This window comes from Arthrobacter sp. CDRTa11 (genome assembly GCF_026427775.1).
In the GTDB taxonomy this organism is placed as follows: Bacteria; Actinomycetota; Actinomycetes; order Actinomycetales; family Micrococcaceae; genus Arthrobacter.
Window position 1 is genome coordinate 1,423,666 of record NZ_CP044532.1, and the last position, 19,226, is coordinate 1,442,891.

The 19,226-nt window shown below is 63.0% G+C and carries 17 protein-coding genes; 11 read left to right on the forward strand and 6 right to left on the reverse strand.

Features of this window, described 5'->3' with window-relative positions; all coding sequences use genetic code 11:
- Positions 1 to 137 precede the first annotated feature (137 nt).
- The 5 genes from F8G81_RS06530 to F8G81_RS06550 all read left to right on the forward strand — a co-directional run bounded on the left by F8G81_RS06530 (position 138) and on the right by F8G81_RS06550 (position 4,394).
- Positions 138 to 701 carry a hypothetical protein gene (locus F8G81_RS06530; RefSeq protein WP_267278198.1) on the forward strand — a complete coding sequence of 188 codons (564 nt, stop codon included), beginning with the start codon at positions 138 to 140 and terminating at the stop codon, positions 699 to 701.
- Positions 702 to 711: 10 nt separating this feature from the next.
- Positions 712 to 1,545 carry an exodeoxyribonuclease III gene (locus tag F8G81_RS06535; protein WP_267278199.1) on the forward strand — a complete coding sequence of 278 codons (834 nt, stop codon included), beginning with the start codon at positions 712 to 714 and terminating at the stop codon, positions 1,543 to 1,545.
- An 18-nt stretch (positions 1,546 to 1,563) separates the two neighbouring features.
- The gene (trpS, locus tag F8G81_RS06540; protein WP_416377109.1) at positions 1,564 to 2,709 is read left to right on the forward strand and encodes a tryptophan--tRNA ligase; all 1,146 of its coding nucleotides are present in this window, start codon (positions 1,564 to 1,566) and stop codon (positions 2,707 to 2,709) included.
- Positions 2,710 to 2,713: 4 nt separating this feature from the next.
- Positions 2,714 to 3,307: a 2'-5' RNA ligase family protein gene (locus F8G81_RS06545; protein ID WP_267278200.1), complete on the forward strand. Its 594-nt coding sequence runs from the start codon at positions 2,714 to 2,716 to the stop codon at positions 3,305 to 3,307.
- A 94-nt stretch (positions 3,308 to 3,401) separates the two neighbouring features.
- Positions 3,402 to 4,394, forward strand: coding sequence for a YihY/virulence factor BrkB family protein (locus F8G81_RS06550; protein WP_267278201.1), 993 nt, complete (start codon positions 3,402 to 3,404; stop codon positions 4,392 to 4,394).
- A gap of 9 nt (positions 4,395 to 4,403) precedes the next feature.
- On the opposite strand, the gene F8G81_RS06555 is transcribed toward F8G81_RS06550, so the two are convergent.
- From F8G81_RS06555 to sdhC, 6 genes are all read right to left on the reverse strand, one after another.
- The gene (locus F8G81_RS06555; RefSeq protein WP_267278202.1) at positions 4,404 to 8,294 is read right to left on the reverse strand and encodes a galactose oxidase-like domain-containing protein; all 3,891 of its coding nucleotides are present in this window, start codon (positions 8,292 to 8,294) and stop codon (positions 4,404 to 4,406) included.
- 165 nt (positions 8,295 to 8,459) lie between these two features.
- Complete coding sequence (locus F8G81_RS06560; RefSeq protein ID WP_267278203.1) at positions 8,460 to 9,230, reverse strand: alpha/beta hydrolase family protein; 771 nt, start codon at positions 9,228 to 9,230, stop codon at positions 8,460 to 8,462.
- Positions 9,231 to 9,410: 180 nt separating this feature from the next.
- Entirely contained in the window at positions 9,411 to 10,193 is a 783-nt protein-coding gene (locus tag F8G81_RS06565; protein ID WP_267278204.1) for a succinate dehydrogenase iron-sulfur subunit, read from the reverse strand.
- Position 10,194: 1 nt separating this feature from the next.
- On the reverse strand, positions 10,195 to 12,003 hold the full coding sequence (sdhA, locus tag F8G81_RS06570) for a succinate dehydrogenase flavoprotein subunit (protein ID WP_267278205.1): 1,809 nt from the start codon (positions 12,001 to 12,003) through the stop codon (positions 10,195 to 10,197).
- A gap of 104 nt (positions 12,004 to 12,107) precedes the next feature.
- On the reverse strand, positions 12,108 to 12,587 hold the full coding sequence (locus F8G81_RS06575) for a succinate dehydrogenase hydrophobic membrane anchor subunit (RefSeq protein ID WP_267278206.1): 480 nt from the start codon (positions 12,585 to 12,587) through the stop codon (positions 12,108 to 12,110).
- 3 nt (positions 12,588 to 12,590) lie between these two features.
- Entirely contained in the window at positions 12,591 to 12,926 is a 336-nt protein-coding gene (gene sdhC / locus F8G81_RS06580) for a succinate dehydrogenase, cytochrome b556 subunit (RefSeq protein ID WP_323809237.1), read from the reverse strand.
- Positions 12,927 to 13,227: 301 nt separating this feature from the next.
- Between sdhC and F8G81_RS06585 the strand changes: the two genes are divergently transcribed.
- The 6 genes from F8G81_RS06585 (at position 13,228) to F8G81_RS06610 (ending at position 19,132) form a co-directional block, all read left to right on the forward strand.
- Positions 13,228 to 14,361: a mannose-1-phosphate guanylyltransferase gene (locus F8G81_RS06585; RefSeq protein ID WP_267278208.1), complete on the forward strand. Its 1,134-nt coding sequence runs from the start codon at positions 13,228 to 13,230 to the stop codon at positions 14,359 to 14,361.
- A gap of 72 nt (positions 14,362 to 14,433) precedes the next feature.
- Positions 14,434 to 15,633 carry an amidohydrolase gene (locus F8G81_RS06590; protein WP_267278209.1) on the forward strand — a complete coding sequence of 400 codons (1,200 nt, stop codon included), beginning with the start codon at positions 14,434 to 14,436 and terminating at the stop codon, positions 15,631 to 15,633.
- Between the two features lie 111 nt (positions 15,634 to 15,744).
- Positions 15,745 to 16,179 (forward strand): MarR family winged helix-turn-helix transcriptional regulator, encoded by a 435-nt coding sequence (locus F8G81_RS06595; protein WP_267278210.1) that lies wholly within the window; start codon positions 15,745 to 15,747, stop codon positions 16,177 to 16,179.
- 73 nt (positions 16,180 to 16,252) lie between these two features.
- A complete protein-coding gene (locus tag F8G81_RS06600; RefSeq protein WP_267279138.1) occupies positions 16,253 to 16,684 on the forward strand; it encodes an organic hydroperoxide resistance protein in 432 nt (143 codons plus the stop codon).
- Positions 16,681 to 17,715 (forward strand): NADP-dependent oxidoreductase, encoded by a 1,035-nt coding sequence (locus tag F8G81_RS06605; protein WP_267278211.1) that lies wholly within the window; start codon positions 16,681 to 16,683, stop codon positions 17,713 to 17,715. Before F8G81_RS06600 ends, F8G81_RS06605 begins: the two co-directional genes overlap by 4 nt.
- A gap of 310 nt (positions 17,716 to 18,025) precedes the next feature.
- Positions 18,026 to 19,132 (forward strand): BMP family lipoprotein, encoded by a 1,107-nt coding sequence (locus tag F8G81_RS06610; RefSeq protein WP_416377110.1) that lies wholly within the window; start codon positions 18,026 to 18,028, stop codon positions 19,130 to 19,132.
- Positions 19,133 to 19,226: the final 94 nt, after the last annotated feature.

Here is a 19,226-nt window from a genome sequence, read left to right on the forward strand (position 1 = left end):
TAGGTAGCCCTATCTGTCGTTATGGGGGCCGAAAACGACAGATAGCGCTACCCAGTTGTGAGGGGAGGGTGTTCGAGGGCTGTTCGCCGGGGGTGGAAGGGTCCTTGGCCCCCTGCGGCGTTTGAGACAATGGACGCATGCGCTCCCTGGGTACCCCTCAATCTGCCTCCAACCCCGCCAAGGGCGGGTTCTCCCTGCTCCGTATCAGCGGCCCGGGAATGATGATCTTTGTCATCGCTTTCCTGGTGGCCGTGATCTTCGCGGCCAACCAGAACGACGTCGTGGGCTGGATTGTTGCCATCATCGCCATGTTCTGGCTGCTCCTGGCCTGCTTTGTGGTCTTCAGCATCCAAAAGGCCGCCAAAAAGGCCGGTGCCAAGCTGGCTGAAGCCCAAAACGCCTTCAACAGCGCAACCGGACGCGCGCCGTCGTCGTCCTCGGCTGACCACGGCGGCACCCGGGTGGTGGCGGAGCGGTCCGAAGCTGACGAAGTCCGCGACCTGAAGCTGGACCATTCGTTCAAGATCGTGCAGGTGCAGATCCGGGTGGTGGAGCAGGAGCGCGCCAAGGGGGAGGCAGCCGACCAGGATACCATCCGCCGAGCCCTGGAAACCATTGAAATCACCGCCACGAACGCCCGCGACATGATCAGGTCCTCCGGCGGCACCGGGGACCCGGTCAGCGGAACCATCATCGACTAGAGTGGAGCGGGTGAGCTCGGCATTGAAGAAGGACCACCTTCGCATCGCATCTGTCAACGTTAACGGTCTTCGGGCTGCCTACAAGAACGGCATGGCGGCATGGCTTGAGCCGCGCGAGGTGGACATTCTGTGCCTCCAGGAAGTCCGGGCGCCGGACGCGATCGTGCGCCAGCTGCTCGGTGACGGCTGGCACATCCTGCACGCCGAAGCGGAAGCCAAGGGCCGCGCCGGCGTAGCCATTGCTTCCCGGGAAGAGCCGCTGGAGACCCGTAACGGCATCGGTGATGACTATTTCGCCACCGCGGGGCGCTGGGTGGAGGCTGATTTCCGGATTCCCGACGCCGGAGGGAACCCCGTGCAGCTTACTGTCGCCAGCGCCTATGTCCACTCGGGCGAGGTGGGAACTGCCAAGCAAGTGGACAAGTACCGCTTCCTGGATGCCATGACCACCCGCCTGCCTGAACTGACCAAGCACAGCGACCACGCCCTGGTGGTGGGTGACCTCAATGTTGGCCACACCGAGCTGGATATCAGGAACTGGAAGGGCAACGTCAAGAAAGCCGGCTTCCTCCCTGACGAACGGGCCTATTTTGACCGCTTCTTCGGTGACGAGATCGGCTGGAAGGATGTCCACAGGGGCCTCGCGGGCAGCGTCGACGGCCCGTACACCTGGTGGTCCCAGCGCGGGCAGGCATTCGACAATGACACCGGCTGGCGCATCGACTACCACCTGGCCACACCCGAACTTGCGGCCGCCGCCTTCTCGGCAGTCGTGGACCGGGCCGCCTCGTGGGACACACGCTTCTCTGACCATGCACCGCTGGTAGTGGACTACCGGCTCTAGACCTAAGGCCTCCTACGTATGACGACTTCCTCCACCGTGACCGGTCCTGCCTCGTCAGCGGATCCCGCTGCTGAGTCCGCCGGTACAGCCACTGCCGCCTCAGTCCGGACGGACCAGGATTCAGCAGGCCAGCCGGCTGCCGGAGTCCGGCACCGTGTCCTGTCCGGCATGCAGCCTTCCGCTGACTCGCTGCACCTGGGCAACTACCTGGGCGCACTGGTGAACTGGGTGCGGATGCAGGACGAATACGATGCCATCTTCTTCATCCCGGACCTTCACGCCATTACTGTGCCGCAGGATCCTGCGGAGCTGGCGCGGCGGACCCGGGTGACAGCCGCCCAGTACATTGCAGGCGGCGTGGATGTGGAGAAGTGCACTCTCTTTGTGCAGTCACAGGTGCCCGAACACGCGCAGCTGGCATGGGTCCTGAACTGCATCACGGGGTTCGGCGAGGCCTCCCGGATGACCCAGTTCAAGGACAAGGCGCAGAAGCAGGGCTCAGATTTCGCCAGCGTGGGGCTCTTCACCTACCCCGTGCTGCAGGCAGCCGACATCCTCCTGTACCAGCCGCAGGGCGTTCCCGTGGGTGAAGACCAGCGGCAGCACGTGGAGCTGAGCCGCGACCTGGCCACCCGTTTCAATTCCCGCTTCGGCGAGACCTTCACCGTTCCGCAGCCGTTCATCCAGAAGGAATCGGCCAAGATCTACGACCTTCAGAACCCCACTGCCAAGATGTCCAAGTCAGCGGAGTCACCCGCGGGCCTCATCAATCTGCTGGATGAACCGAAAACCACTGCCAAGAGAATCAAATCGGCTGTTACCGATGCCGAGACGGAAATCCGCTTCGACCGCGAGGCCAAGCCCGGCGTTTCCAACCTGCTGACCATCTTCTCCGGCGTCACGGGCCAGAGCATCGAGCAACTTGTCGCTGCGTACCAGGGCAAGATGTACGGGCACCTCAAAACAGACCTGGCCGAAGCGGTGGTGGCGCATCTGTCACCCATCCGCGACCGCGCCAACCAGCTGCTTGCGGACCCCGCCGAGCTGGACCGACTCCTGGCCCACGGCGCTGACAAGGCCCGGGAGATCGCATCGGCCACCTTGAGTGACGTCTATGCCAAGGTGGGTTTCCTGCCTTACGGCGGCGCACCAGGAGCCCGCTAACCCGATGCCGGCCTCCAGCAGTGTCAGTGAAGGAATGAGCGTAGGCGTCATTCTTGGATTTCCCCCTGCCATCGCCGAGGAACTCCAGCGATGGCGGGCGTCCTTCGGGGATCCCATGGCGGGTGTTGTCCCTGCCCACATCACGCTGGTCACCACAACTCCCACCCTGGACTGGGAGGCAACACATGCCCATGTGCGGGAGGTGGCCCGGCGGCAGGCGCCGTTTATGGTCACGATCGCCGGAACCGGATCGTTCCGGCCGGTGTCGCCCGTGGTGTTTATCAATGTTGAGGAAGGCTTCGGCGAGTGCGTAGACCTGCACGAGAAACTCCAGACCGGCCCACTTGAGAGGGACCTGCCCTTTTCCTACCATCCGCATGTGACCATCGCCCACGATGTCGCTCCGGAAAGCCTCGATGAAGCCGAAACGGTGCTCAAGGACTACAGGGCAACCTTCCCCGTGGTTAGCATGGGACTTTACGAGCACGATGCCAACGGCATCTGGCAGCTACGGGAAGAGCTGGACTTTGGGACCGAAACCGACGACGACGCCCCCGCCTTCTCAGCCGACGCCGACGGAGCCACCGCTTCCCACTGACCTTGCCCAGCTAAGGCTTGCGGCCATTCGAAAGCGAATGGAATGGGGAAAGGCCAGGCGATCCAACAAGGGTCCTGCAGCGAGTTTGCTGGCCATGATGCAATGGCTGGCGGCAAGGCTCAGCACACTGCGGCCGGTCAGGGCATGGCAGCACTACAACCTCCAGCGTGGTCCGCTCCTGAGCGCTGGCATCGGTTTCAGGATGTTCTTCTCCATCACCGGCCTCCTGACCACGGGGTTCTCCGTTGCCGGGCTGGTGCTTCGGGGCCAACCTGCGCTCCTGGAACAGGCGATCAACACGGTTGCCCAGAGCGCGCCGGGGCTGCTCAAGGTGGACGGCGGCGAGGGCCTGGTGGACCCGGCAGAGCTGCTGAATCCCGAGGGACTGGGCTGGGCGGCGGTGATCGCCGGTGTTGTCACGTTCGTCATCTCCCTCGGCTGGATCGACGGCATCCGGGCAGGGCTGCGGGTGGTCATGCAGCTGCCGCCCCCCAGGACCAACCCCGTGCTGCTCAAGCTGCGCGACGCCGGAACACTGTTGCTGCTGGGCGTCGCCGTGGTGATCAGCGCCGGAGCCTCCCTGGTCTTTGGCACTGCCGCAGGGTGGGTGGCGGATTTCCTGCGGCTCGATCCGTTGCTGGCAGGACCGCTCACGACGTCAGTAAAAATCGGCGTCCCGCTGGTTTTGAGCTGGGTCACCGCCTTCATCATGTTCCGCCTGGCTGCCGGCCTGAAGCTGTCCCGGCGGGCACTCCTGGAGGGGACAATCCTTGCCGCGGTGGGCACCACAGTGCTCCAGGTCTTCAGCACCGAACTGCTCGCCGGGGCTGGGCGGAATCCCATCCTGGCGCCGTTCGCCATCATCATTGGGCTGTTGATTTGGTTCAACCTGGTCAGCCAGGTTTACCTGGTTTCCGCAGGCTGGGCAGCGATCCGTGAAGAAGACCTCAGGAGCGTTCCCGCTGTGCATGAAAAGGTCCGCTGGGGGCCGCGGCAGGTCCAGCCTGGCAAGGTCCCCGTAGAGCATGCTGGAGCCGCAGCGGCTACTTCCCGGCGTCGAGGTATTGGTCGGCCCAGGCAGAAATAGCCCTGGCCCTTACGGTGTGGCGAGTATCTCGATCACGGCAAGGTTCCACATGTCGTTGGTGGGTGCGGTGTCATTGATGGTGACCAATGTGCCCGACGCCGCCGTGGGAGTGTTCTGCCGCTGCACCCAGTATGTGTCGCCGGCCGGGGCCAGGAACTGGTCCACGAGGGTCTGGTTCGGACCGACTGTGCGGGCAACGGGTGACTGCCAGTCAGTACCCACTCCCCAGACCCAGGAGCCTGCACGGGTAGTGGTGAGGCTGGCCGTGGGGGCCCCGGTTGCTGCGCTGGCGCCGGCGACTGCACCGTTGGCTGTATCGGCATTGAGGAAGCCCACCACGGACATGGATGACTGCCACGTGCCGGAGTTTTGAGTCGCGGTGACTGTGGCATTCGTTAGCGCAACAGGCGCAACGGCCTGCCAGATTTCCGCCGTACCGGCCTGGGTGTTGGTGCGTTGACGCAGTGACCATGTCAGGCCAGCTCCGGCTACGGAACGGATGGAGGCCGTTCCGCCGGTGCTTGGTCCATCGGAGCTGATGAATGCCAATAGCAGTTCGTTGGATGCGGTGGTGGTCAAGCCGGTCACGGAAACGGTTGAGGAATTCGTGCCTTGATGCCGGGTGACGATGCTGTCCACGGTCACGGTTTTGGGGCCGCCGGTGGCTGTCGCAGTGGCGGTATTCGAGGCCACGCTGATATTTCCGGCAGCGTCCTGAGCGTTCACGGTGTAGGTGTACTCCGTGCCGGCTGTGACTGAACTGTCCACATGGGACGTGCCGGAAACATTGGTCAGCGCCGATCCGTTCCGGGATATGTTGTACCGGACCACCCCGACATTGTCGGAACTGGCAGTCCAAGCCAACGAAATCTGACCGGCTGCAGCCGTTGCGGAGAGGCCGCTGGGGGCACTGGGCGGGATGGTATCGCCCGATGCCTCGCCGCTCGCTTCGTTGGATGGTGGGCTCAGGTTGGAGGCGGCATCCTCGGCCTTAACCTGATAGTAGTAAGTGCCCGCCGTCAGACCGGAATCCCGATAGGACGTGGCCGACCCTGCAACCTGGCCGACCTGGTTGGCTTGGCCTGGAGTGAAACCTGCCGTGGCTGAGCGGTAGATCGTGTACTTGGCCACGCCGATATTGTCCGACGATGCGCCCCACGCGAGGTCCACCTGTCCCATCGACCCCGCCGCAGACAACGCTGTTGGGGCTGTCGGGGCCTCAGCATCCTCGAAAGGAGCAGGAAACCGGACCATGGACGCAACCGACGGAACGCCCTCGCCGTTGACTAAGGACAACATGTAATGTCCCGGCGGGGCGTAATTGCCGTTTGCTGGCATCTGCACGCTCAGCCCGCCTGGCGTCTGGGTGAAAGACAGGGACAGGGCACGCTCGTTTTGATCGAAGGCATGGGTCACTGCTCCGGTCCTGATGAGTGAAACGGACTGAATGGAGCCGGCATTGGGCGTTTCCACCAACACGCTGGCGTTGTAAGTCACGGTGTCGGGAACCGAGGTTATGGCCGGCCGGGGACCCTTGAACAGGTATGGCGGAGAGTAGATCTGGTAGTTTTTCTGGTCGGTAACCCCTGAGTCTCCGCCGCCTCCGGACATAAAGACCCGGCCATCCGGGAGCAGAAGCGCCGTCGAATGGTACAGCCGGGGCACTGCCATTTCCGAAACCGTTCGCCACAGCCCTGTGGTGGGATCCCAGATTTCCGCCGCTTTTACCGCCTTGCTGTTATCAAAGCTGGATTTGTCGGTGCCGCCTCCTGTGGCCAGTACGGAGCCATTCGGGAGGTTTGTGAGGTTCATGAAGCTGCGGGGGAATTGCATTCTGGACGTTGGCAGCCATGTGGGGGTTGTGGCATTCATGTCCAGGGTGAAAGCCGTGTTTGAGGAGGGGCCTGTAAAGCCGCTGTCAGCCGCGGATCCTGCTTTCAGGAATTTTCCCGGCGCGTAGTTGGCGATGGAAGCCCCGTCGATGATGCGGCTGTCGATCGTGCTCCATTGCTGTGTGGCCAGGTCCAGGGCGATGGTTGAGGTTGCCTGTTCGGAAGCGCCCGCCTGAAGTACTCGTCCGTCAGGGAGTTGGTACATAAAGGGGTAATACGGGATGTTGCGGCTGGCTGAGGTCAACTCGCTCCACGCGTTGTTCTTCGTGTCATACAACTCGGGGATGCGGATGATGTCAGTCGAATTGAGGTTGGCACCGGACGTGACCAGCACCTTGCCGTCACTCAGCGTTGTCCCTGTTGCATACCAGCGTGCATAGCGCATGGGAGCCAGCGGCTGCCATGATTTTGTCAGTGGGTTGAACGCTGTGATGTCGCGAATGCCAAGGCCGCCGGTGGTTGACGTGCCACCGAGCACCATGATCCGGCCGTCCGGGAGGGCTGTCTGCCCCGCGCAGAACAGGTCCGCGGGCGCAGGGGGAAGTTGCTCGAAGGCCCCAGTCCCGGGGTCAAGCAGGTATTGCTCGCCCCGCTGTGAAAAATCGCCTTCGAAGGTAAGGACTTTTCCGGTATGAGTAAGGGCAGCATGGATGGACACCTGTGGCCACGGCTGCAGCGGGCCCCACGATCCCACCACGGCGGGGTCCTGCCCGCCGTTGCTGACCGTTACAGCCACGTTGGCTGAGGTGGTGGTGTTGCCTGCCGCATCCCTGGCCACAGCCGTGATGGTATGCGTTCCGGCGGTGGCCGCTGTGGTATCCCATGTCACTGCGTAGGGGGCAACAGTGTCCTCGGCCTGCAGATTGGACGCATCCACTCTGAACTGGACGCCGGCAACACCGGTGTTGTCAGCGGCTGTTGCCGCAACGCTCACCTGCCCGGACACGGTGGCACCGTTCACCGGAGAAGTGATGTTAACAGTGGGCGGTGTGGTGTCGGGCGCCGGGGCTGTGGTGGTGAACGTGGCGTCCGGTGAAGTGGCGGCGTTATTGGCTGCATCCACGGATTTCACCCTGAAGTGATACAGCGTGCCCGGGCTGAGGCCGCCAAGTGCCTGGCTGTGTGACGTGGTCAGCGTTGATTCTTGGCTGGTGCTGGAACCGTAGGACGCTGTGGTGCCGTATTCGACCTGGCTTGTGGAGGGCTCGTCGCTTGTCCAGGTAATGGTGGCCCCGGTCTGGCCCGGGGTTCCGGCGGACACACCTGTCAGGACGGGAGGTGTGGTGTCCGTTGCGCCGCTGGCCGGGCGGACTTCGATCAGTGACAGGTTCCACATGTCGTTGGTGGGGGCGGTGTCGTTGATGGTCACTGAAGTGGGCGACGTCGCCGTGGGCTGCGTCTGCCGTTGGGTCCAGAACGTGTCGCCGTGGCTGGACGTGTATTCATCCACCATGGTCTGCCCGGGGCCCACAGTCCTGGCCGCCGCCCTGCTCCAGTCGTTGCCGACGCCCCAGACCCATGAACCGTCCCGGGTTGTTGTCAGCGCCGCAGTGGGTGCACCGGTGGGACCGCTTGCCCCCGCCACGGCCCCGTCGGAGCTGATGTCGGCTCCTGTGAATGTGGCCACTGTCATCGATGCCTGATAGTTGCCGGGGTGGGTCGCCGTGATGCGGGCATTGGTGAGGATTCCGGTGGCCACGGCCTGCCAGACCTCGGCTGTCCCGTACTGGACGTTGGTGCGTTGGCGAAGCCGCCAGGTGAGGCCGCCTCCTGTGACTGCGGTGAATTGTTGGCCCCGGCTCACCGCCGGACCGTCAGCAGAAACAAAAGCGATAAGGAGTTCGCCAGCCTGGCTGGTGGTGAACGCGGGGGAAACAATGCTCCTCGACGGCGACGCCTGATGCCGGCTGACCACCTTGTCTATGGCGAGGCCCGCGGCGTTGGCCGGCGGGGGGAGAATAACCGCGAATGCGAAGGCGAAGAGGCTGATCACCAGCACAGTTGCCATGTACGAAGATCGAGTCAAGGCGCTGTGCTTCATGATGTCCTCGCAAAGTCACGGATATCCCTTGACTCTGGACCTGTCAGGCAGGAAAGTAAAGACGCTGGGGCCCACTGTTAGTGCGGCCGCCATTGCGCCTGCCTTTTTACAGCGGCAACGCTGTCTGAGCGGCTACTTCCCGGCGTCGAGGTATTGGTCCGCCCAGGCAGAAATGATCCTGGCGGCACGGGCTGCCTGGCCCTTGCCCGTCAGCAGGTGGTCGCTGCCCTCGAGCGAAACGAAGTTGCGGGGATGACGGGCCGTTTGGAAGATGGTGCTGGCATTTTCGATGCCCACGGTGTTGTCGGTGGGGGAGTGCAGCACCATCAGGGGCTTGTGGAGCTGCCGGATGCAGTCCGTGAGGTCAGCGTTCTCCAGGTCCTCCACAAAGTGCTTGCGGATCTCTACCCTTTTGCCGCCGAGGTCCACTTCAGCGCTGCCCTCGCTGAGGATCTTGTCCAGGGCGGCGTCAAAGACGTGCGCCACATGCTTGGGTGAGAAGGGGGCAGCAACTGTGGCCACGGCGTCGAGTTCGGGGATCAGGCGGGCGGCCGACAGCACGGCGGCCCCGCCGAAGGAGTGGCCCACCAGCAGGGAGATCTCCTTGCCTTGGTCCCGCATGAACTCGGCGGCTTTGACTGTGTCAGCTACCTTGTGGCTGAAGGAACCCTCGGACCAGAGGCCGGCGGAATCGCCCAATCCGAGGTTGTCGAAACGGAGCATGCCGATGCCGGTGTCTGCCAGCGCCTTGCACATCCGCGAGGCCGCGGGGCTGTCTTTGCCCAGCGTGAACCCGTGCGAGAAGACCCCCCAGCCCCTCACCGGGCCCTCGGGTACGTCCAGGATGCCGGACAGGAGCTCGCCCGTGGATCCTTCGAAACTGACTCGCTCGGAACGTGACATGACGCTCGCTTTCGTTGGGGGGCCCGCCTGAACCCGAATGTTGGAACCCGAATATCGGAAAAAACGACGGCGCCCCTCCCCCTACATTCCCTACCCTCGCAAGCTCGGGCAGGGGACCCTCTGTCTGGGGCCCTGTTGGGAGGTGACGCCGTCGTATTTGTGCCTTAAGTAAACAGCAACTTAGATCTTGCGGGACAGGATGGCCTGCTTGACCTCGGCAATTGCCTGCGTGACCTGGATGCCGCGGGGGCACGCTTCGGAGCAGTTGAAGGTGGTGCGGCAGCGCCACACGCCTTCCTTGTCGTTGAGGATCTCCAGGCGCATGTCGCCGGCGTCATCACGGGAATCGAAGATGAAGCGGTGGGCGTTGACGATCGCGGCAGGCCCAAAGTACTGGCCGTCGGTCCAGAACACAGGGCAGGAGGACGTGCACGCGGCGCAGAGGATGCACTTGGTGGTGTCGTCGAAGCGCTCACGGTCCTCGGCGGACTGCAGGCGTTCCTTGGTGGGCTCGTGGCCCTTGTTGATCAGGAACGGCATCACTTCGCGGAAGGACTGGAAGAAGGGCTCCATGTCCACGATCAGGTCCTTCTCCACGGGGAGGCCCTTGATGGGCTCAACCGTGATGGGCTTGGACGTGTCCAGGTCCTTCAGGAGGGTCTTGCAGGCGAGGCGGTTGCGTCCGTTGATGCGCATGGCATCGGAGCCGCAGACGCCGTGCGCGCAGGAGCGGCGGAACGAGACGCTGCCGTCGATCTCCCACTTGACCTTGTGCAGGGCGTCCAGGACCCGGTCCGTGCCGTACATCGTCAGCGTGAAGTCATCCCAGGTGGCGTCCTCGGAGACTTCGGGGTTGTAGCGGCGGACCCGCAGTGTGACGTCGAAAGTGGGGATTTCGCCGCCGCCTCCAACATGGGCAGGCAGCTCAATCTTTGAGGCTGGCTCAGCAATTTCAGCTGACATCTTAGTACTTCCTCACCATCGGCTCGTAGCGGGTAAAGACAACCGGTTTGGTATCGAGCCGGATGCCCGCTGTTGTTTTTGCGGTTCCGTCCGTGCCCCCGGCCGGGGCAACGATGTCTTTGTACGCCATGGAGTGCTTCATGAATTTTTCGTCGTTGCGGTCCGGGAAGTCCTCGCGGAAATGGCCGCCGCGGGATTCTTCGCGGTGCAGGGCCGCCACGGTCATCACCTTGGCAAGCTCGAGCAGGAAGCCGAGCTCAACGGCTTCGAGCAGGTCCAGGTTGAAGCGCTTGCCCTTGTCCTGGACCGTGATGCGCCGGTACCGCTCCTCGAAGGAAGCGATGTCCCGCAGGACCTGGTTCAGCGTGTCTGCCGTGCGGAAAACCTGCATGTTGGCGTCCATGGTGTCCTGGAGTTCCTTGCGGATCACGGCCACCTTCTCGTCGCCGTTGCCGTTGCGGGCGATGTTCAGCAGCTCGATCGTGTAGGCCTCCGGGTCTTCGGGAAGCTCCACGAAGTCGGCCGTCTTGGCGTATTCAGCTGCGGCGATGCCTGCACGCTTGCCGAACACGTTGATGTCCAGGAGCGAGTTGGTGCCGAGACGGTTGGAACCGTGGACCGAAACACAGGCAACCTCGCCCGCGGCGTACAGGCCCGGCACCACAGTGTCGTTGTCCTGGAGCACCTCGGTGGTGATGTTCGTGGGGATGCCGCCCATGGCGTAGTGCGCGGTGGGGAACACCGGAACCGGCTCGGTGTAGGGCTCAACACCGAGGTAGGTGCGGGCGAACTCGGTGATGTCCGGGAGTTTGGCGTCGATGTGCGCCGGTTCCAGGTGGGTCAGGTCAAGGAGGACGTAGTCCTTGTTGGGGCCACAGCCGCGGCCTTCCCGGACTTCGTTGGCCATGGAGCGGGCCACGATGTCACGCGGTGCAAGGTCCTTGATGGTGGGGGCGTAGCGCTCCATAAAGCGTTCACCCTCCGAGTTGCGCAGGATGGCACCTTCACCGCGGGCTGCCTCGGAAAGGAGGATGCCCAGGCCCGCGAGGCCTGTCGGGTGGAACTGGAAGAACTCCATGTCCTCCAGCGGGATGCCACGGCGGAACGCGATGCCCATGCCGTCGCCGGTCAGGGTGTGTGCGTTCGAGGTGGTCTTGAAGACTTTGCCCGCACCGCCGGAGGCGAACACCACGGACTTCGCCTGGAAGACGTGCAGCTCACCGGAGGCGAGGTCGTAGGACACGACGCCGGCAACGCGCTTCTGCTTGTACGGCGTTCCGTCCTCACGGACTGCGTCTTCTTCGACGGTCAGGAGATCAAGGACGTAGTACTCGTTGTAGAACTCCACGTTGTGCTTGACGCAGTTCTGGTAGAGCGTCTGCAGGATCATGTGGCCCGTGCGGTCTGCTGCATAGCAGGCCCGGCGGACGGGGGCTTTGCCGTGGTCGCGGGTGTGGCCGCCGAAGCGGCGCTGGTCAATCCGTCCCTCAGGCGTGCGGTTGAACGGCAGGCCCATCTTCTCCAGGTCCAGGACGGCGTCGATGGCTTCTTTCGCCATGACTTCAGCGGCATCCTGGTCAACCAGGTAGTCGCCGCCCTTGATGGTGTCGAACGTGTGCCATTCCCAGTTGTCTTCCTCGACGTTGGCAAGGGCCGCACACATGCCACCCTGCGCCGCACCTGTGTGCGAGCGGGTGGGGTAGAGCTTGGTCAGTACTGCTGTGCGGGCGCGCTGACCGGATTCGATCGCGGCGCGCATGCCAGCGCCACCGGCACCGACGATGACGACGTCGTACTTATGGACCTGCATACCAGACGCTCTTTCTCTCAAAATTCGCTATAAAACAACGGGCGGGCGTTGCCTGCTCCGCAAAACTGGGCCCGCGGCGAGGCCGCGGGCTCCGGATAAAGCTGTTACGCAGCGGGGCAGAAGCCGCCGGGCAGCGGAACACCGTCCACCATGGGGCACGGGTTGAAGGTGAAGATCACCAGCGTGCCCAGGACGATGATGACGGTGGTGGCCGCGTAGAGGACGATCTTGAGCCAGAGACGGGTGGAGTCCTTCTCGGCGTAGTCGTTGATGATGGTGCGGACGCCGTTGGTGCCGTGCAGCATGGCCAGCCACAGCATGGCCAGGTCCCAGACCTGCCAGAACGGGTCAGCCCACTTGCCGGCCACAAAGCCGAAGTCGATGGCGTGGATGCCTTCACCCACCATGAGGTTCACAAAGAGGTGGCCAAAGATCAGCACCACCAGCACCACGCCGGACAAGCGCATGAACAGCCAGGCCAGCATCTCGAAGTTGCCCCTGGATGCGCCTGTGCGGCGGTACTGGGGGGCAATCTTTCCACTGCTGTTCTGTCCACTGCGTGGGTTCTGAATTGTCGCAGTCATGTTTTAGTGACCTCCGAAAGCGAGGGACAGGTGGCGGATGGAGAACGCCACCATGGTGACGGCCCAAAGCCCGAGAACGGCCCAGAGCATTTGGCGCTGGTACTTGGCGCCGTTCTTCCAAAAATCAACTGCAATGATGCGCAGGCCGTTAAAGGCGTGGAACACGATTGCTGCAACAAGACCCGTTTCGCCCAGGGCCATCAGGGGATTCTGGTACGTACCGATGACAGCGGTGTAGGCCTCAGGGGATACCCGGACCAGTGACGTGTCCAGCACATGGACCAACAAGAAGAAAAAGATCACAACACCGGTAATACGGTGTCCTACCCAGGACCACATGCCTTCACGGCCGCGGTACAAGGTGCCAGCTGGTTTTGTCGGCACTGAATAAACCTCCCTGCAACACAGCGGCGCTGGCATGAGATCCACGCGGGGGGAACGCCTGCTGCGAGAGCACTCGTAGCTCAGGCCTAAATCTAGGCTTCGCTCATAGCTTATTCAATTTAGGGGTTCCTTGGTGACCCGTACTGACGCGGTTTTCCGCCCGTTTGAGACGAACGCCACATGATCCGGCGGTTCTGGGTGCCCCGGGCAAGCGCTTAAAAAGGTTGTTCGAGCCGGTCCGCTAAAGTAGGCCGTGATGAATACAGACAAAGTGACAAGCCCGGCTTCACCCCTGAACCGCTTTATAGCGGTGATTCCGGCAGGCGGAGTGGGGACCCGCCTCTGGCCCCTGTCGCGTGCAGCAGCCCCGAAGTTTCTCCACGACCTCACGGGTTCCGGCAGCACCCTGCTGCGCGCTACCTATGACCGGCTGGAGCCCCTTGCAGGGCGGCGTGTACTGGTTGTCACCGGCACCGCGCACCGGGCAGCTGTATGCCGCCAGTTGCCCGAGGTGCAGGACGCGGACCTTGTCCTCGAAAGCGAACCGAAGGACTCCGGTGCCGCCATCGGCCTGGCCGCGGCCATCCTCCATGAGCGGGATCCGGACACCATCATGGGTTCCTTCGCCGCCGACCAAGTGATCAGCCCGGACCACCTCTTCCAAAGCGCTGTCCGCGAGGCGATCCATACGGCTGCTGCCGGCAAGATTGTCACCATCGGCATCAAGCCCACGCACCCGTCCACTGGCTTCGGTTATATCCGTGCCGGGCAGGAACTCCATATTGAAGGTGCCCCCAGCGCGCAGGCCGTGGTTGAGTTCGTGGAAAAACCGGACGAAGACGTTGCCCAGCAGTACGTAGATAGCGGCGAGTACGTCTGGAACGCCGGCATGTTCGTGGCCCCCGTTGCCCTGATGCTCAAGCACCTTGAGGCCAACCAGCCGGAACTCTTCAAGGGTCTGCAGGAGATCGCCCAGGCCTGGGACACCCCCGAACGTGACGAAGTCACCGCACGGGTCTGGCCTACGCTGCCCAAGATCGCCATCGACTATGCGGTGGCTGAACCTGCCGCCGCCGCTGGTGACGTTGCTGTTGTGCCCGGCACTTTTGGCTGGGACGACGTCGGGGACTTCGCGTCCGTAGGCAGGCTCAACAGTGCACGGGAAGTGGATGATGTCACCGTCATCGGTGAGGGCGCACGCGTGTTCACCGAAAACGCCAGCGGCGTGGTGGTGTCGGACACCAAGCGCGTCATTGCACTGATTGGTATTAAGGACGTGGTGATCGTGGACACCGGGGACGCCCTGCTGGTGACCACCAAGCAGCACGCCCAGCGGGTCAAGGGTGCCGTTGACGCGCTCAAGGCCAGCGGCGACACCGACGTTCTCTAGGTTCCTTGCCCGCAAACCGTAATGCGCAGACTGTGATGACGCTATTTTGTAGACGCTCGCTAGAGTGAATCTGTGCGCAATTACACTACTGAAGCTGAACCCACCGCGTTGGTGGAGCCATGGCTGGAGCCGCTCCTCCCGGAACTGATCGATTTTCGCCGGGACCTGCACGCGCACCCCGAACTGTCTTTCAAGGAGTTCCGCACCACCGACAAGCTCGTGGAACGGCTCGAAGCGGCGGGTCTCAAGCCTCGGCGGCTTGAAGGTACCGGGCTGACGGTGGACGTGGGTGTGGGCCCAATCGCCACGGCCCTTCGCGGCGATATTGATGCCCTGCCCATCATTGAAGAGACCGGGCTTCCGTTCGCCTCGAAAAACCACGGCGTGACGCATGCCTGCGGCCATGACATCCACACGGCCGCGATGCTTGGTGTGGCGTTGGTCCTCCAGGAGATGCACCAGGTGTCCCCATTGGCCGGCACCGTGCGGATCATCTTCCAGCCTGCTGAAGAGACCATGCCCGGCGGCGCGCTGTCCTGCATTGAACAAGGGGTCCTGGATGGTGTGCCGCGGATCCTTGCGCTGCACTGCGATCCCAGGATCGACGTCGGACGCATCGGTACGCGCATCGGCGCCATTACGTCCGCCTCGGACACCATCAAGATCGAACTCAGCGGTCGCGGCGGCCATACGTCCCGCCCTCACCTCACCGAGGACCTGGTGTTCGCCCTCGCCCAGATCGCCGTGAATGTGCCGGCTGTGCTGTCGCGCCGGGTTGACGTCCGCAGCGGCGTATCCGTGGTGTGGGGACAGATCAACGCCGGCTCGGCCCCGAATGCAATCCCGGGCACGGGCTACATGTCCGGCACCATGCGCTGCCTGGACCGTGACGCCTGGCACGACGCCGGCGAGCTGCTGGATGAAGTAGTGCAGCAGGTGGCCGCTCCCTACGGCGTGGATGTCCACCTGGAACACACCAGGGGAGTACCCCCGGTAGTGAACTCCGAGCATGAAACAGCGCTCATTGAAGCTGCGGCAAGGGCTGAAATCGGGGAGGGTGCAGTAGTACTGACACCGCAGTCCATGGGTGGCGAGGATTTCGCGTGGTTCCTGGCCGAACGTCCCGGCGCCATGATGCGCCTGGGCACCAAGACGCCGGGCGGTGAAGAGTACGATCTGCACCGCGGCGACTACATCGTTGACGAACGCGCTTTGAGTTACGGAATCCAGGTGCTCACCGCCGCAGCCCTCAGGACCATCCGGGACCTCTAACCCCCGCGCGAACGAACACTTAAGCTCCTTCGAAGGGCCCCAAGTGTTCGTTCGCGCTTCTTTTGTAGAACCAAGTTGTGCACAATTTAGTTGTGCGCTATCGTTTTAGTCATGACTGAAGCCCCCCGCCTTGACCGCCAAGTGTGCTTTGCCCTGTACTCGGCGTCCCGCGCGGCAACCGCGGTGTACCGGCCCGTGCTGGACGAATTGGGCCTCACCTACCCTCAATACCTGGTGATGCTCGTTCTGTGGGAAAGCGAGCCAAGGGGAGTTAAGGAACTGGGTGAGGAGCTCGGACTCGATTCCGGCACCCTCTCACCCCTGCTCAAGCGCCTCGAAGCACTTGGCCTGGTGGAGCGGCGGCGGTCGGGCGAGGACGAGCGCCGGGTTGCCATCCACCTGACTCCCGCCGGCCTGGACCTCAGCACCAAGGCCACCGGGATTCCCCAGCACCTTGCCGACGCGGCAGGACTGTCCGCCAACGAACTGGAGCAGCTTCGCGACACCCTGGACAGGCTCACCAAGGCACTCCACAACCCGCGCTGAATCACGTCCCGCAACAGCGGCGCCAAATCAGCCCATGAATTTCACCTTTATTCCCAACAGGACGGACACCACCGTGAAAACCCTTTACACCGCCGAAGCACTTGCATCCGGCGAAGGCCGCGACGGAACTGCACGCACAAAGGATGGAAAGCTCGACGTCACCCTGGCCAGCCCCGTGGAACTCGGAGGAGACGGTGCCGGCACCAATCCCGAGCAGCTCTTCGCCGCCGGCTACGCAGCCTGCTTCCACTCCGCGCTCCGCCTTGTCGGGCGGAAGGAGCGCGCCGACCTCACTGATTCAGCCGTAGCTGCCCGTATCCACTTTGGTGCCCTTGAAGGTGGTGAAGGGTACGGCCTCGCGGCGGAGCTGGAGATCGCGGTCCCCGCGCTTGACCTTGCCACGGCCGAAGCGCTCGTAGCCAAGGCCCACCGAATCTGTCCCTATTCCAACGCCACCCGCGGCAACATGGCAGTGGACATCAAGATCCTGGAGTTTGCAGCATGAGCACCGCTGAATGGGACGGAGCCGCCCTGCCCGCTTCAACCCGTGAGATCCGCCTTGCGTCGCGGCCTTCAGGGCGTCCCACGCAGGAGAACTTCAGGCTGGACGAATCTGCGCTGCCCGGACTCCAGGACGGCCAGATCCTGGTCCGCAACCGCTATATCTCCGTCGACCCCTACATGCGCGGCCGCATGAATGACGTTAAATCCTATTCAGCGCCGTTCGCGCTGGATGCAGTGCTCGACGGCGGCGCGGTGGGCGAGGTGATCGCGTCCAGTTCTGACCTGCGCAAGGTGGGGGACGTCGTCGTCCATCAACTGGGCTGGCGCGAATACGCCGTCCTGGATGCCGGCGCCACCACCGTGGCCCGCACGGATCTGGCTCCGCCGTCGGCGTTCCTGGGGGCACTGGGCATGACCGGCCTGACGGCCTATGCAGGCCTGCTCAAGGTGGCCGAATTCAAGCCTGGCGATGTTGTGTTTGTGTCGGGCGCCGCCGGTGCGGTGGGCTCACTGGTTGGCCAGATCGCCAAGGCCATGGGAGCTTCCCGGGTCATCGGCAGTGCCGGCACACCGGAGAAAGTGGCGCGTCTCCTGGACCTGGGCTTCGATGTTGCCTTCAACTACCGCGACGCTCCGGTCCGGGACCAGCTCAAGGCGGCAGCGGGCGGTAACGGGATTGACGTCTACTTCGACAACGTCGGCGGTGAGCACCTGGAGGCTGCGCTGGCCGAACTGAACGTTGGCGGACGTGTGGCCATGTGCGGCGCCATCTCGCAGTACAACGCCACCGAGGCCACGCCTGCCCCGAGAAACCTCATGCTCGCGATCGGCAAGCAGCTGACCCTCCGGGGTTTCCTGGTGGGGGGCCAGCGTCAGCACGGTGCGGAGTTCGCCGAGAAGATGGCAGCCTGGCTGGCCGATGGTTCGGTCCGCTACGACGAGACAGTGGTGGATGGTTTGGAAAACGCGCCCCAGGCCTTCATTGACCTCCTCGACGGCGCCAATACAGGGAAGATGCTGGTCCGTCTCTAGTCCCCAACGCCAGCGCGAACGAACACTTGAGGCCCCAGTTCCCCAGGGCCGCAAGTGTACGTTCGCGCTCAATTTGCACGGCAGGGGAGTGGGAATTGCGGTAACTCCTACTCGTTGGTAACAAAATCTCAACAATCTTCAGAATGGGCCCCGGATGTGTTAGCTGACGTGTCGCAGGCCACTAAAGTAACTGGTATCAGAGCGCTTCGGCGCAGTGCTGCGGATCGTCAGTGAAAACAGAATTTCAGGGTTGAAACAGACACTCATTGAATCCCCGTCGTAGCGCATCTCTCTTCATCCTGGAGGAATTTTGAAGACATCACTGCGTGCACAACTTAAGCGCGGTTCAGTCGTAGGCATGGCCACCATGAGTGCTACCGCACTCCTGCTGACCAGTTGCGGTGCGCCTCCCGAAGCCGGCAGCCCGACCGCGACGGCCAGCGACTACACCGGCTGCATCGTCTCGGACTCCGGCGGATTCAACGACCAGTCATTCAACCAGTCTTCCTACGACGGACTGAAGAAGGCTGAAGCCGAGCTTGGCATCAAGGTCAACCAGGTCGAGTCGAAGACAAACAATGACTTTGAGCCGAACCTGCGTGCCATGGTCGCCGCCAACTGCGACCTCACCCTGACCGTGGGCTTCCTGCTCGGTGACGCCACCAAGGCCCAGGCCACGGCCAACCCGAACAACCACTTCGCCATCATTGACTTCAGTTACGACCCGCCACTCAGCAACGTCAAGCCGATCGTCTACGACACCGCCCCGGCCGCGTTCCTGGCCGGCTACCTCGCTGCCGCCAGCACCAAGACCGGAACGGTGGCCGCTTTCGGCGGCATGAAGATTCCCACCGTCACGATCTTTATGGACGGCTACGTCGATGGCGTGAAGTACTACAACGAGCAGAAGGGTAAGGACATCAAGGTCCTTGGCTGGGACAAGGCGGCCCAGGACGGCAGCTTCACCGGCGACTTCGTCAGGCAGGACGTCGGAAAGCAGCTCACCCAGAACTTCCTGGACCAGGGTGCGGACATCGTGATGCCCGTCGCCGGCCCGGTGGGTGCAGGCGCCGGCGCAGCCCTCATGGAGGCGAAAGCGGCGGGTAAAGACGTCAAGCTCATCTGGGTTGACTCCGACGGCTTCCTGACCGCACCGGAATACAAGGACATCATGCTGACCTCAGTCATGAAGCTGATGGGCGAAGCCGTTGAAACAGTGGTTAAGGACGATAAAGACGGCAAGTTCACCAATACGCCCTACGTGGGCACTCTGGCGAACGACGGCGTCCAGCTGGCACCCTTCCACAACTTCGACTCCCAGGTCCCGGCGGAAGTGAAGTCGGAACTGGAGCAGATCAAGAAGGACATCATCGACGGCAAGCTGAAGGTCGAGTCGCCGGTAAGCCCCAAGGCTTAGGCATCCTGGCCAAGCGCCGCCCCCGGATAGTCATCCACTGGCCGGGGGTGGCGCTTTTCGTTGGAGTTTTACGGACCGGCGCGACCGCCCATCC